The organism is Mycobacterium sp. NGS26 (genome assembly GCF_059813025.1).
Genome location: NZ_JCALDU010000002.1, coordinates 155,879 through 169,744 on the forward strand (window position 1 = coordinate 155,879; position 13,866 = coordinate 169,744).

The 13,866-nt window shown below is 71.2% G+C and carries 9 protein-coding genes and 1 pseudogene; 6 read left to right on the plus strand and 4 right to left on the minus strand.

Annotation, left to right across the window (positions count from 1 at the left end):
* Positions 1 to 15 precede the first annotated feature (15 nt).
* Positions 16 to 2,493, plus strand: coding sequence for a [protein-PII] uridylyltransferase (locus tag AC5Y6X_RS06775; protein WP_499985455.1), 2,478 nt, complete (start codon positions 16 to 18; stop codon positions 2,491 to 2,493).
* Positions 2,494 to 2,500: 7 nt separating this feature from the next.
* Here the strand turns inward: AC5Y6X_RS06775 and AC5Y6X_RS06780 are convergent, their stop codons facing one another.
* The 3 genes from AC5Y6X_RS06780 to AC5Y6X_RS06790 all read right to left on the minus strand — a co-directional run bounded on the left by AC5Y6X_RS06780 (position 2,501) and on the right by AC5Y6X_RS06790 (position 6,010).
* Positions 2,501 to 4,201, minus strand: coding sequence for a DEAD/DEAH box helicase (locus AC5Y6X_RS06780; RefSeq protein ID WP_499985456.1), 1,701 nt, complete (start codon positions 4,199 to 4,201; stop codon positions 2,501 to 2,503).
* Between the two features lie 89 nt (positions 4,202 to 4,290).
* The gene (locus AC5Y6X_RS06785) at positions 4,291 to 5,082 is read right to left on the minus strand and encodes an alpha/beta hydrolase (RefSeq protein WP_499985458.1); all 792 of its coding nucleotides are present in this window, start codon (positions 5,080 to 5,082) and stop codon (positions 4,291 to 4,293) included.
* A 79-nt stretch (positions 5,083 to 5,161) separates the two neighbouring features.
* Positions 5,162 to 6,010, minus strand: coding sequence for an endonuclease domain-containing protein (locus tag AC5Y6X_RS06790; protein WP_499985459.1), 849 nt, complete (start codon positions 6,008 to 6,010; stop codon positions 5,162 to 5,164).
* A gap of 148 nt (positions 6,011 to 6,158) precedes the next feature.
* Here AC5Y6X_RS06790 and ffh point away from each other — a divergent pair, with 148 nt between their 5' ends.
* From ffh to AC5Y6X_RS06815, 5 genes and pseudogenes are all read left to right on the plus strand, one after another.
* On the plus strand, positions 6,159 to 7,727 hold the full coding sequence (ffh, locus tag AC5Y6X_RS06795; protein ID WP_499985461.1) for a signal recognition particle protein: 1,569 nt from the start codon (positions 6,159 to 6,161) through the stop codon (positions 7,725 to 7,727).
* Between the two features lie 13 nt (positions 7,728 to 7,740).
* Entirely contained in the window at positions 7,741 to 8,811 is a 1,071-nt protein-coding gene (locus tag AC5Y6X_RS06800; protein ID WP_499986463.1) for an amidohydrolase family protein, read from the plus strand.
* Between the two features lie 12 nt (positions 8,812 to 8,823).
* Positions 8,824 to 10,491 (plus strand): serine/threonine-protein kinase, encoded by a 1,668-nt coding sequence (locus AC5Y6X_RS06805; RefSeq protein WP_499985463.1) that lies wholly within the window; start codon positions 8,824 to 8,826, stop codon positions 10,489 to 10,491.
* A gap of 35 nt (positions 10,492 to 10,526) precedes the next feature.
* Positions 10,527 to 12,348 (plus strand): annotated as a pseudogene (locus AC5Y6X_RS06810) (N-acyl-D-amino-acid deacylase family protein).
* 2 nt (positions 12,349 to 12,350) lie between these two features.
* A complete protein-coding gene (locus AC5Y6X_RS06815) occupies positions 12,351 to 12,953 on the plus strand; it encodes a TetR/AcrR family transcriptional regulator (RefSeq protein ID WP_499985465.1) in 603 nt (200 codons plus the stop codon).
* Between the two features lie 17 nt (positions 12,954 to 12,970).
* Here the strand turns inward: AC5Y6X_RS06815 and AC5Y6X_RS06820 are convergent, their stop codons facing one another.
* Entirely contained in the window at positions 12,971 to 13,852 is an 882-nt protein-coding gene (locus AC5Y6X_RS06820) for a D-alanyl-D-alanine carboxypeptidase family protein (protein ID WP_499985466.1), read from the minus strand.
* Positions 13,853 to 13,866 lie beyond the last annotated feature (14 nt).

Below are 13,866 nucleotides of genomic sequence, written 5' to 3' on the forward strand. Positions count from 1 at the left end.
GCGGGCGCCGACGGCATGAACCCGAACCGTCCCGACCCGCCCGGGCCATCGGAACCGGACGACACGGAAACGGAAAACGCCTGCGAAGCAGGCGATTTGGCGGCCGCGCGGCGCAACCTGCTGGCGGATGGCAGCCGTCTGCACGCGGCCGAGCTGCGGCACGCGTGGCTGGACCTGCACGAGTCGTGGCTGACCGCCAAGGCCGGCGAGATCGGGATCACCGACACCAGCGGCTTCGCGATCGTCGGGATCGGCGGGATCGGCCGCCACGAGCTGCTGCCGTACTCCGATCTGGACCTGATGTTGTTGCACGACGACAAGCCCGCCGACGTGCTGGCTCGGGTCGCCGACCAGCTGTGGTATCCGTTGTGGGACGCCAACGTTCGGCTCGACCACAGCGTGCGAACCGTCTCCCAGACGCTGGGCGTCGCCAATTCGGATCTGATCGCGGCGCTGGGCATGCTGGACGCCCGCCACATCGTCGGCGACGCCCGGCTGTCCGACGAGTTGATCGCCGGCGCAAGAAGCCAGTGGCGCAGCGCAATTCGCTCCCGGATGGACGAGCTGGTCGAGATAACCCAAGCCCGATGGCAGCGTTGCGGCCGGATATCGCAGCGCGCCGAGCCGGACCTGAAGTCGGGCCGCGGCGGCCTGCGCGACGTGCAACTGCTCGACGCGCTGGGGGTGGCCCAGCTGATCGACCGCCACGGCATGGGCCGACCGGAAACCCCGGGTGGCTCCCTGGACGACGCCTACCTGACGCTGCTCGACGTGCGCACCGAGCTGCACCGGGTGTCCGGCCGCGGGCGCGATCAGCTGCTGGCCCAGTACGCCGACGAGATCAGCGCCGCCCTGCACATCGGGGACCGGTTCGACTTGGCGCGCAAGCTTTCCGACGCCGCCCGCACCATCGCCTACCACGCCGAAAGTGGTTTGCGCACAGCGGAAAACGCGCTGCCGCGCCGCGGCGTGTCGGCCCTGGTGCGGCGGCCCAAGCGACGCCCGCTGGACGAGGGCGTCGTCGAGTACGCCGGCGAGATCGTGCTCGCCCGCGATGCCCGGCCCGAGACCGACCCCGGCCTGGTGCTGCGGGTGGCGGCCGCGGCGGCCGACACCGGGTTGCCCATCGGCGCCGCCACGCTGAATCGCCTGGCGGCCAACGCCCCCGAGATGCCGACGCCCTGGCCGCGCGAGGCGCTGGACGACCTGCTGGTGGTGCTCTCCGCCGGGCCCACCACGGTGACGACGATCGAGGCGCTGGACCGCACCGGGGTGTGGGACCGGTTGTTGCCGGAATGGGGCCCGATCCGCGACCTTCCGCCGCGCGACGTCGCGCACAAATGGACCGTCGATCGTCACGTCGTCGAGACCGCCGTCCACGCGGCGCCCCTGTCCACCCGGGTGGCGCGGCCCGACCTGCTTGCGCTCGGCGCGCTGCTGCACGACATCGGCAAGGGCCGCGGCGTCGACCACAGCGAGCTCGGGGCCGAGATGACGCTGCAGATCGGGGCCAGGCTCGGGATATCGCGCCCCGACACCGAATTGCTGGCCAAACTGGTCCGCCACCACCTGCTGCTGCCGATCGTGGCCACCCGCAGCGACCTGAACGACCCCGCAACCATCGAGGGCGTGTCGGACGCGCTCGGCGGGGACCCGCAACTGCTCGAGGTGCTGCACGCGCTGACGGAGGCGGACTCGAAGGCCACCGGCCCCGGGGTGTGGAGCGAATGGAAGGCCCTGCTGGTCGACGATCTGGTGAATCGCTGCCGGATGGTGATGGCGGGCGAACCCCTCCCGCAGGCCGAACCGACTGCGCCCCATTATCTTTCGCTTGCGGCCGACCGCGGCGTGCACGTGGAGATCGCGGCGGCCGACGGGTCGCGCGCCTACCGCGTCGTGATGGTCGCGCCCGACCAGCGGGGGTTGACGTCCAAGGCGGCGGCCGTGCTGGCGCTGAACTCGCTGGGCGTTCATTCGGCGACGGTGAACAGCCACGAGGGCGTCGCGATCACCGAATTCGTGGTTTCACCCCACTTCGGGTCGCCGGCCGCGGCCGAGCTGTTGCGCCAGCAGTTCGTCGGCGCCCTCGCCGGCGACATCGACGTCCTCGCCATGGTGGAGAAACGCGACGCCGAGGCCGCCGGTTCGGCGTCGTCCCGGGCGGGCGAGGTGCAGGCGGGGGTGCCCGTCACGCGTTCCACCGCGCCGCCGCGCATCGTGTGGCTCGACACCGCCGCCGAGGGCCAGCTGGTCGTCGAGGTGCGCGCGATGGACCGCCCCGGCCTGCTCGCCCTGCTGACCCGGGCGCTGGAACGCGCGGGCGCGGACATCGTCTGGGCGAAGGTCAACACGTTCGGGTCGACGGCCGCCGACGTGTTCTGCGTGGTGCTGCCGCCGGGGGCCGAGCCGGGCGGCGACCACACCGCGCGCGCCGAGGTGCAAAAGCACCTGCTGGCCGTGCTGGGCCCCCCGGGGGACGTGGCGGTCGGCTAGCCTGCGATCACGCGCGCTCCGAATTCAGTTGCCGCGCAGCGGCGATGCGCGCCTTGATTTGCTCGCGGGTCGCGGCGGCTATCGGCGGGCCCCCGCAGCGGCGGCGCAGTTCGTTGTGGATCCACCCGTGCGGTTTGCCGGTGCGGTGATGGGCTATCGACACCAGCGTGTTGAGTTCGCTGCGCAGTTCGCGCAGCTGGCCGTGCACGGTCGCCGACGGCACCGGCGCGCCCTGATTGGCGGCCGCCCGCCGCTGCAGCTGCTCGTCCTGGCGGCGGTGCAGCAGGGCGCGCATCTGCTCGGCGTCCAGCAGGCCGGGGATGCCGAGGTAGTCGGCCTCCTCGTCGCTGCCGGCCGGGGCGGCGGTGCCGAACGAGGAGCCGTCGAAGATGACCTGGTCGAGTTCGGCGTCGGCGCCCAGCGACGTGAAACCCTGGTCCGCGTCGGTCTTTTCGGTCCGCCGACGTGCGGCGGGATCCCGGTCGAGGGGGTCGCCGGTCTCGCGGTGCGGCCGGCCGAGCACGTGGTCGCGCTGGGCCTCCAGCTCGCTGGCCAGCTGCAGCAGGCTGGGCACCGACGGCAGGAAGATGCTCGCCGATTCCCCGGGCCGCCGAGACCGCACGAACCGCCCGACGGCCTGCGCGAAGAACAGCGGCGTCGACGCGCTGGTGGCGTAGATCCCGACCGAGAGCCGGGGCACGTCAACGCCTTCGGAGACCATGCGCACCGCGACCAGCCACCGGCCGGTGCCCTCGGCGAATTCGCTGATGCGCGCCGACGACCCGGGGTCGTCGGACAACACCACCGTCGGCGCCTCGGAGGTCAGCCTCGTCAGCAGGGCGGCGTACGCGCGCGCCGCGGTTTGGTCGGAGGCGATGATCATGCCGCCGGCGTCGGGCACGTGCGACCGCTTCTGTCGCAGCCGCTCATCGGCCGCGGCGATCACCGCCGGCATCCACTCGCCGGCGGGGTCCAGGGCCGTGCGCCATGCACGCGCGGTCTGCTCGGCGGACAGCGGCTCGCCGAGTCGCGCCGCATGCTCCTCGCCGGCGCTGTCCCGCCAACGCGCCTGCCCGGAGTAGGCGAGGAACACCACCGGCCGGACCACGCCGTCGGCGAGCGCCTCGGCGTAGCCGTAGGTGTGGTCGGCCTGCGAACGCAGCACCCCGTCGGCGCCCGACGCATACGTGACGAACGGGATCGGGCTGTCGTCGCTGCGAAAGGGTGTGCCCGTCAAGGCAAGTCGGCGGGTGGCGTCGCCGAAGGCTTCGCGGATGGCGTCGCCCCACGTCTTGGCGTCGCCGCCGTGATGGATCTCGTCGAAGACGACCAGGGTCTTGCGCTGCTCGGTGCGCACCCGGTGCAGCGTCGGATGCGAGGCGACCTGGGCGTAGGTGACCAACACGCCGTGATACTCCGGTGAGGTCCGCGGGCTGGTGTTCGAGAATCGCGGGTCCAGCGCGAGGCCGTGCCGCGCGGCGGCGTTGGCCCACTGGACCTTCAGGTGCTCGGTGGGCACCACGACGGTGACCTGCTCGACGGCGCGCTGGGCGAGCAGCTCGGCCGCCACCCGCAGCGCGAACGTCGTCTTGCCGGAACCGGGGGTGGCCACCGCGAGGAAGTCGCGCGGCTGGGCCGTCAAATATTTCACCAGCGCGCGGCGCTGCCAGCCGCGCAATGGCGAGCCGGTGTCGCTGCCCAGCCGCATCGACACCGCTCCCCCCACTAGACGCCCCGCGCGCGGGTGTGAAATGTAGCATGCCAACGCTTTTCGGCGCAGCAGCGACTCGAGCCCGGCTAGAGCGCGCCAGGCAGGTCGCGGCTGTCAAGCCACGCGTCGATCCGTTTGGCCACGTCGGGCCAGCCCGGTTCGAGCATCATGTTGTGGCCCATGTCGAAGAACTCCGGCTCGGTCGCATAGGCGCGTGCGGTGGCGCGCACCGAGCGCATGCTGACGAAGCCGTCGTGCACGGCGCCGAGCACCAGCATCGGGGTGGTGACCCGCCGGGTGTCTACGCGGCGGAACATCGGATCGGTCATCGCCGCGCGGATGCTCTCGGGCCCGACGCGTTCGAAGCAGGATTCGACGATGGCCTGGGGCGTGTCGGCGCAGAACAGATATCCGCGGGCCAGCGCCGGGGTGCGCAAGAACTTGACCAGCGTGGGGTCGTTGAACGAGTGCACGGTCATCCATGGGCGGCGGCGCCAGACGCGGAGCGCCGCCGCGAGCACGCCGTGCGGCGGAAGCGAACCCACCAGCACCGCGGCCGGGGCGGCGCGGTCCTCGAGGTAGCGCTGGATCACGTAGCCGCCCAGGGAATGCCCGATCAGCACCGGCGCGCCACCCAGGTCGTCGGCGACCGCGCGGACGTCGTCGATGTAGTCCGCGATGGACACCTTGTGCAGCGGCTTGTCGGTGGGGCTGGCGCCGTGCCCGCGCAGGCTCATCGCGACCGCGCGGTAGCCGGCGTCGGCGAAGAAGTCCAGGAAGTTCTCCCAGCACCACGCGCCGTGCCAGCCGCCGTGCACGAAAAGCAGCGGCACCGGGTTCGCGTCGGTGCAGCTTCCCTTGTCGATCACCTCGAGCATGAGGTTGCTCCCTTACCGAGCCATGCCGTCGCCGAAACTTAAACGACTGCGACACCGTCCGGCGTGTCGTGTGCGTAGCTTAAATGTCGCGGCAGCCCCGACGGCGAAGAGCCTCGCGGACCTCGCGCACGACGTCGTCGGGTCGATCTTCGGCGATGACCCGGATGACGATCCAGCCAAGCCTTTGCAGCATTTTCAGCCGGCGCATGTCGTGGACGTACTGCCGCCTGCTGGTCCGGTGCTGATCGCCGTCGTACTCGACAGCCACCTTGTAGCGCTCCCAGCCCATGTCCAGCAGGCCAACCAGGCGCCAGTTCTCTTGCACCGGGATTTGCGTTGTGGGAACCGGTAATCCGGCATCGACCAGTAGTAGTCGCAGCCACGTCTCTTTGGGGGACTCTGCGCCCGGGTCGACCCGGGGCAGCACGGCCCGAAGTTGCCGCAGGCCGCGCGCGCCCGGGTGACGCTTGGCGAGAAGCAACACGTCCTCGGCGCAGAACGGCTTGGCCCGAGCGAGCGCATCGAGGCGGGCCACGGCGTCGCTCGCAGGCAGCAGCCGCGCCAGATCGAAAGCGGTCCGCGCGGACGTGGTCACCGGGAGGCCCACGACCCGGGTGACCTCGTCGCTCTCGAGTCGCTGGTTGCGGGTGATCACGCCGGCCGGCGCGTGCGGGTTGCGCCAGATCAACTCGATCGGCGCGTCGTCGTCGACCCAGTTCGAGCCGTGCAGCGCCGCGGCGGCCAGTCCGGCCAGGACACCGCGTCGGCGCGACCATAGCCACGCCGCCTCCGAACTCGTTCGCAGCGTCACCGGCGCACCGACCGGCAGGTATACGTCGGGAAACACGGTGCGGAACCCGGTTCGCAACTGGTATGGCGTCAGCTTCCGCTGCCGCAGCGCATCGCTGCCCAGGAATGCGTCGTTCATGGCCGTAGGACGTCGCGATCGGCGGCGCAGGTTTCGTCGAGACTTAATCGGCTGCGACGCCGCCCGGCGTGTCGTGTGCGTGATTTAAGTGTCGCGGTGGATGGGCGGCACCGGCCGGCCCCTCGCGCACTGCCACTAGGCTGGCGGAGTGTTTGAATCGCTGTCCGACCGTTTGACCGGTGCCCTCGCCGGGCTGCGCGGCAAGGGCCGACTGACCGACGCCGACATCGAGGCCACAACGCGCGAAATCCGGCTCGCCCTGCTGGAGGCGGACGTCTCGCTGCCGGTGGTGCGGGCGTTCGTCGGCCGGATCAAGGACCGCGCCCGGGGCGCCGAGGTGTCCGGCGCGCTCAACCCGGCGCAGCAGGTCGTCAAGATCGTCAACGAGGAACTCATCGGCATCCTGGGCGGCGAGACCCGCCAGCTGGCGTTCGCGAAGACGCCGCCGACCGTGGTGATGCTCGCCGGCCTGCAGGGCTCCGGTAAGACGTCGCTGGCCGGCAAGCTGGCCACCTGGCTGCGCGGCCAGGGGCACACCCCGCTGCTGGTGGCGTGCGACCTGCAGCGCCCCGCCGCGGTGAACCAGCTGCAGGTGGTCGGCGAGCGGGCCGGGGTCCCCGTGTTCGCGCCGCATCCGGGCGCCTCTCCCGAGTCCGGGCCCGGCGACCCCGTCGCCGTAGCCTCACAGGGGCTGGTCGAGGCCCGGGCCAAGCACTTCGACGTCGTCATCGTCGACACCGCCGGCCGGCTGGGCATCGACGACGAGCTGATGGCCCAGGCCGCGGCCATCCGGGACGCCATCGACCCCGACGAGGTGCTGTTCGTCCTCGACGCGATGATCGGCCAGGACGCCGTCACCACTGCCGAGGCGTTCCGCGAGGGCGTGGGCTTCACCGGCGTGGTGCTGACCAAGCTCGACGGCGACGCCCGCGGTGGCGCCGCGCTGTCGGTCCGCGAAGTGACCGGTGTCCCAATCCTTTTCGCCTCCACCGGCGAGAAGCTCGAGGACTTCGACGTTTTCCACCCCGACCGCATGGCCAGCCGCATCCTGGGCATGGGCGACGTGCTGAGCCTCATCGAGCAGGCCGAGCAGGTCTTCGACGCCGAACAGGCCGAGGCCGCCGCCGTCAAGATCGGCGCCGGGGAGCTGACCCTCGAGGATTTCCTGGAACAGATGCTCGCCATTCGCAAGATGGGCCCGATCGGCAACCTGCTGGGCATGCTGCCCGGCGCCGGCCAGATGAAGGAGGCGCTGGCCGAGGTCGACGACAAGCAGCTCGACCGGTTGCAGGCCATCATCCGCGGGATGACGCCGGACGAGCGCGCCGACCCCAAGATCATCAACGCGTCGCGGCGGCTGCGCATCGCCAACGGCTCGGGCGTGACGGTGTCCGAGGTCAATCAGCTGGTCGACCGCTTCTTCGAGGCCCGCAAGATGATGTCCTCGATGCTCGGCGGCATGGGCATCCCCGGCATCGGCCGCAAGTCCGCGACGCGAAAGGGTAAGGGCGCCAAGGGCGCAAAGGGAAAGGCCGGCAAGAAGGGCAAGAAGAGGGGCCCGACGCCGCCCAAGGTCCGCAACCCGCTCGGCCCGGGAATGCCTCAAGGGTTCCCCGACCTGTCACAGATGCCCGAGGGCCTCAACGAGCTGCCACCCGGGCTGGCCGACTTCGACCTGTCCAAGCTGAAGTTCCCGGGCAACCCCGGAAGGGGGTAGCCGCGCGGTGCGCATGCACGCGCGGGGTCTGGGGCTGCCCGACGAGACCGAGATCGAACTGTGGATCGTCGACGGCCGCATCAGCACCGAACCGGTCGCCGGGGCCGACACCGTCTTCGATCGCGGCTGGATTCTGCCCGGCCTGGTGGACGCGCACTGTCACGTCGGGCTCGGTCACCACGGCGAGATCCCGATCGAGGAGGCGATCGACCAGGCCGAGACGGAACGCGACGTCGGCGCGCTGCTGCTGCGTGACTGCGGCGCCCCGACCGACACCCGCAGCCTCGACGGCCACGACGACCTGCCCCGCATCATCCGGGCCGGCAAGCATCTGGCGCGGCCCAAGCGCTACCAGAAGGGCTTCGCCGTCGAGCTCGAGGACGAATCGCAGCTGCCGGCGGCGGTGGCCGAGCAGGCCCGCCGCGGCGACGGCTGGGTCAAGCTGGTCGGCGACTGGATCGACCGCGGCGTCGGCGACCTCGCCCCGCTGTGGTCCGACGACGTGCTGGCGGCCGCGATCGACGCCGCGCACGCCCACGGCGCGCGCGTCACCGCGCATGTCTTCAGCGACGAGGCCATGCCCGGCCTGATCAGGGCCGGGATCGACTGCATCGAACACGGCACCGGGCTGACCGACGACACCATCGCCCTGATGCTCGAGCACGGAACGGTGCTGGTGCCCACCCTGATCAACATCGTTGAGAACTTCCCGGGCATCGCCGACGGCGCCAAGCGCTACCCGGCCTACGCCGCCCACATGCGCCACCTGCACGCCCGCTGCCACGAGCGGGTCGCGGCCGCCCTGGACGCGGGCGTCCCGCTGTATGCCGGCAGCGACGCCGGCAGCATGATCGCGCACGGGCGGATCGCCGACGAGGTCGAGGCCCTCAAGGGGATCGGGATGAGCCCCACCGAGGCGCTGGGCGCGGCGTGCTGGGACGCCCGGCGCTGGCTGGGCCGGCCCGGACTGGAAGACGGGGCCCCGGCCGACCTGGTGTGCTACGCGGACGACCCGCGGCAGGGTCCCGGTGTGCTGAACAAGCCCGATCTGGTGATCTTGCGCGGCAACGTGTTTCGGCCGTAGTTAGGATCGGGTATGGCGTTGGCCAGCGGCGCGAACTTCGCCGGTTACCCGGTGGCGCGCAGGCTGGGTTCCGGTGTGACGGGTGAGGTCTATCTCGTCCAGGATCCCCGGGCGGCGCGCTGGCTGGCGCTGAAGGTCCTGTCGCCGGACCTGTCGGCCGACGGCGACTTTCGCCGGCGCTTCCTCGCCGAGACGACCGTCGCCGCCAACCTCTACCACCCGCACATCGTGGAGGTGTACGCCCGCGGCGAGTTCGATGGGCGGCTCTGGGTCGCGATGGACTACGTCGAGGGCAACAGCGCCGCGCGGCTGATGGCCGATCGGTTCCCCGCCGTCGCACCGGCCGGCGAGGTGCTGGCGATCGTCACCGCGGTGGCCGGGGCCCTCGACCACGCCCACGAGCGCGGGATGCTGCACCGCGACGTCAAACCCGGCAACATCCTGCTGACCTCGGGCCCGGGCGAGCAACGAATCCTGCTGGCCGACTTCGGGATAGCCCGCCAACCCGGCACGGTCGGCTACGCCGCGCCCGAGGCGGTGCTGGGTGCCGACGTCGACGGGCGCGCCGACCAGTACGCGCTCGCGGCCACCGCGTTTCACCTGCTGACCGGCGCGCCGCCGGCCGAACACGACGCGGCGGCGAGGCTCAGCGACCAGCGTCCGGAGCTGGCGCGCCTGGACGGCGTCTTCGCCAAGGCGCTGTCCCGACGGCCCGGCGACCGGTTCCACAGCTGCCGGCGGTTCGCCGACGCGGCCGCCGAGGCCGCCGGCCTCCCGGTCGGCGAGCGCGGCCCGGAGGGCAGGGAGGCCGTGGAGGCCGACCCTGTCGTCGACTATCCGGCCTACGCGTGGGTGCCCGACCTCCCGCCCACCCGGTCGGCGCCCCGGCCCGCGCCCGACGCCGCACCGGCGACCGTGCCGGCCAAGCGCAGGCCGCGCAAGCTCCTGGTCGGCGCCGCGGCGGTGGCGCTGGTCGCCGGGCTGCTCGCCCTGGGCTTCGTGATCGGACGCAAGACCGACAACACCGCGCCCGCGGCGAGCCCGCCGTCCAGCGCCTCCGCCCCGGCCGCCGCGCCGCCGCCGCCCAGCACCCCGTCCGGCCCGCCCGCCCCGCTCGACGGCACGTATCGCCTCGAGGTCCAGCGAGCCAGGCAGACCTTCAATTACACGCCCAACCCGCAACCGCCGAACGTCAACACCTGGTGGGCATTTCGCTCGTCGTGCACGCCGTCGTATTGTGCCGCCGCCGCGATACAACTCGACAACAACGAGCACACGCAGCCCAACGCGCCCGGCGTCCGCCCCGTCGTCATGCGGTTCACCAACGGCGAATGGCGGTCCGAGCCGGAGACGGCGCAGTTCCCCTGCGTCGCCAAAGACGGCGCCGCCCACACCCAGACCATGACGCAGGTGCTGACGCTGCGCCCCGGATCCCAGGGCGATCTGGTCGGCGAGATGAACATCACCGTGCAAAGCAACGAGTGCGGCCAGCAATCGGCCGTGGTCCGGGTCCCGACGGTGGCCACCCGGACCGGCGACACGCCGCCGGGCGTCTACGTGCCGGATCCGACGATCGGCGGCGCCCCGAGCGCGAGCGGCCCGCCCACGACGACGGCGGCGCCCACCGCCACCGCCGCCCCGACGCCGTCGGCCACCGCGCCGTCCGGACCGGGGCGATGACCCTCCCAAGAAAAGATTGCGAGTACTTGCTATCTATGTTACGGTCGTCGCAACCCAACGACCTGGAGGCAGACAGTGACCTACGACGTGATCATCCGCGACGGATTGTGGTTCGACGGCACCGGCGGCGCGCCGCAAACCCGCACGCTCGGGATTCGCGACGGCGTGGTGGCCACGGTGTCGGACCGGCCGCTGGACGAGACCGGTTGCCCCGAGGTGATCGACGCGGCGGGCAAGTGGGTCCTCCCCGGCTTCATCGACGTGCACACCCACTACGACGCCGAGGTGCTGCTGGACCCCGGGCTGAAGGAGTCGGTGCGCCACGGCGTCACCACGGTGCTGTTGGGCAACTGCTCGCTGTCCACGGTGTACGCCAACTCCGAGGACGCCGCCGACCTGTTCAGCCGGGTCGAGGCGGTGCCGCGCGAGTACGTCCACGGCGCCCTGGACTCCAACCGGACCTGGTCGACGGCCGCCGAATACATCGAGGCGATCGACGCCCTGCCGCTCGGGCCGAATGTCGGTTCGCTGCTTGGTCATTCGGACCTGCGCACCGCGGTGCTGGGACTCGACCGCGCCACCGACGCCACCGTCAGGCCCACCGACGCCGAACTGGACAAGATGGCGGCGCTGCTGGACGAGGCGCTCGACGCCGGTGTGCTCGGCATGTCGGGCATGGACGCGGCGATCGACAAGCTCGACGGCGAGCGGTTCCGCTCGCGCGCGCTGCCGTCCACCTTCGCGACCTGGCGGGAGCGGCGCAGGCTGATCAAGGTGCTGCGCAAGCGCGGCGGGATGCTGCAGAGCGCGCCCGACGTCGAGAACCCCGTGTCGGGTCTGCTGTTCTTCCTGTCCAGCAGCCGGATGTTCGGGCGCCGCAAGGGAGTTCGGATGAGCATGCTGGTGTCCGCCGACGCCAAGTCGATGCCGCTCGCCGTGTACGTCTTCGGGCCCGTGACCCGGCTGCTGAACAAGCTGCTGGGCTCCAGCGTGCGGTTCCAGCACCTGCCGGTGCCGTTCGAGCTGTACTCCGACGGGATCGACCTGCCGGTGTTCGAGGAGTTCGGCGCCGGGACGGCCGCCTTGCACCTGCGAGACCAACTGCAGCGCAACGAGTTACTGGCCGACAAGGCCTACCGCCGGCAATTCCGCAAGGAGTTCGACCGCATCAAGCTCGGCCCGTCGCTGTGGCACCGCGACTTCCACGACGCGGTCATTGTCGAGTGCCCCGACAAGTCGTTGGTCGGCAAGAGCTTTGGCGCCATCGCCGACGAGCGCGGGCTGCACCCGCTCGACGCGTTCCTGGATGTGCTCGTCGAAAACGGCGAACGCAACGTGCGGTGGACGACCGTCGTGGCCAACCACCGGCCCAAGCTGCTCAACGCGCTCGCGGCCGAGTCGAGTGTGCACATGGGCTTCTCGGACGCCGGGGCACACCTGCGCAACATGGCCTTCTACAACTTCGGCCTGCGGATGCTCAAGCGCACGCGGGACGCCCACCGGGCCGGCGCGCCGTTCCTGTCCACCGAACGGGCGGTGCACCGGCTGACCGGCGAGCTGGCGGAGTGGTTCGGCCTCGACGCCGGCACCCTGCGCGAGGGCGACCGCGCTGACTTCGTGGTGATCGACCCGGACGGCCTGAACGACGCGGTCGACGGCTACTACGAGGACGAGGTTCCCTTCTACGGCGGCCTGCGGCGCATGGTCAACCGCAACGACGAGGCCGTGGTCGCGACCGGTGTCAACGGCGCCGTCGTGTTCGAGAGGGGCCGGTTCCGCGACGGCTATGGGACTACCGCCAAGTCCGGCCGTTACCTGCGGGCCGGCGCCCGGCAGACCGCCGCCGCGAGCGTCTGAAGATGGCCAGGACCCAGCAGCAGCGTCGCGAGGAGACCGTCGGACGGCTCCTCGAGGCGTGCATCGCCAGCATCATCGAGGTCGGATACGCCCGCGCGTCGGCCGCCGTGATCACCAAGCGCGCCGGCGTCTCGGTGGGCGCCCTGTTCCGTCACTTCGAGACGATGGGCGACTTCATGGCGGCGACGGCATCGGAGGTGCTGCGCCGCCAGGTGGAGTCGTTCACCAAGCAGGTGGCCGAGATCCCGCCCGACAAGCCGGCTTTGGAAGCGGCGCTGACGATCCTGCGGGACATCACCAGCAGCCCGACCAACGCGGTGCTGTACGAGTTGATGGTCGCCGCCCGCACCGACGAGAAGCTCAACGCCCATCTGCGCGAGGTGCTCGCCCAGTACTCCGCGAAGATCCTCGACGCCGCGCGCACACTGCCCGGCGCGGAGAGCTTCCCGGAGGAGACGTTTCCGGTCCTGGTGGCCTTGTTGACCAACGTGTTCGACGGAGCGGCAATCGTGCGAGGGGTACTGCCGGAACCGGAGATCGAGGAGCGACGGATCGCGTTGCTGAACGCCCTGATAACCGGGATGGTGCCGAATCAGGGTTTGTGACAACCGGTTTCGCGCGCCTACAGCGAGCCGATGCCGGACTCCGGGTTGAGCGCGAAACCCCAGTCGAACAGGCTCGCGGCCTGATCCCAATACGTCGGCCCACCCTCTTTCACCATCCCGTACATCATGGCGATCACCAGCCGGCGGCCGCCGCGGGCGGCGGCGCCGACGAAGGTCTTGCGGGCCGCGTTGGTGAACCCGGTCTTGCCGCCGATGGCGCCGGGGTAGCGCTGCAGCAGTTCGTCCTGGTTGGTGATGGGGTGATCGCCGTTATCGCCGGGGAACATCGCCGACGGCTCGGCGGTGATGTGCGCGAACACCGGATTGGCCATCGCGGCCCGGAAGATGACCGCCAGATCGTGGGCCGTGGAGGCGCCGGAGCCACCGGGCCCGTCCAGCCCGGACGGGGTCGCCGCGTGGGTGTTGGTCGCCCCGAGCGAGGCCGCCTTGGCGTTCATCTTGCCGACCGTGACGTCCGGGCCGCCGAGCAGGTGGGCCAGCGTGTTGGCGGCGTCGTTGCCCGAGACCAGTAGCAGCCCGTCGAGCAGTTGCCGCGCGGTGTAGGTGCGGCCCGGCTTGATGCCGACGCAGTTGCACTCGACCTGGGTGTCCGCGACGTCGGCGACGACGGTGGAGTCCAGGCTCACCTCGTCCAGGGCCACCAGCGCCAGCAGCACCTTGATGGTGCTCGCGGGCGGGTGGGCCACGTTCTGGTCGCGGCCGGCCAGCACCTGACCGCTGTCCAGGTCGGCCACGATCCAGGTCTGCGCGGGGCCTTCGGGGATCGGCACCGAGCCGGCCGGCTGCATGCTGTCGGCCGAGGCGGCGATCGCGCCGCCGGTGGCACCGATGGCGCCGACCGTGAGCGCAGCGGCGGCCGCGGCCATGAGTTTCCGCATGGCCGCAAAGTGTA

Bases quoted from the DNA above. Each gene is read 5' to 3' on its own strand.
- AC5Y6X_RS06775 (WP_499985455.1), top strand. From the start codon at position 16: ATGAACCCGAACCGTCCCGACCCGCCCGGGCCATCGGAACCGGACGAC.
- AC5Y6X_RS06780 (WP_499985456.1), bottom strand. From the start codon at position 4,201: ATGCGGCTGGGCAGCGACACCGGCTCGCCATTGCGCGGCTGGCAGCGC.
- AC5Y6X_RS06785 (WP_499985458.1), bottom strand. From the start codon at position 5,082: ATGCTCGAGGTGATCGACAAGGGAAGCTGCACCGACGCGAACCCGGTG.
- AC5Y6X_RS06790 (WP_499985459.1), bottom strand. From the start codon at position 6,010: ATGAACGACGCATTCCTGGGCAGCGATGCGCTGCGGCAGCGGAAGCTG.
- AC5Y6X_RS06800 (WP_499986463.1), top strand. From the start codon at position 7,741: ATGCACGCGCGGGGTCTGGGGCTGCCCGACGAGACCGAGATCGAACTG.
- AC5Y6X_RS06805 (WP_499985463.1), top strand. From the start codon at position 8,824: ATGGCGTTGGCCAGCGGCGCGAACTTCGCCGGTTACCCGGTGGCGCGC.
- AC5Y6X_RS06815 (WP_499985465.1), top strand. From the start codon at position 12,351: ATGGCCAGGACCCAGCAGCAGCGTCGCGAGGAGACCGTCGGACGGCTC.
- AC5Y6X_RS06820 (WP_499985466.1), bottom strand. From the start codon at position 13,852: ATGCGGAAACTCATGGCCGCGGCCGCCGCTGCGCTCACGGTCGGCGCC.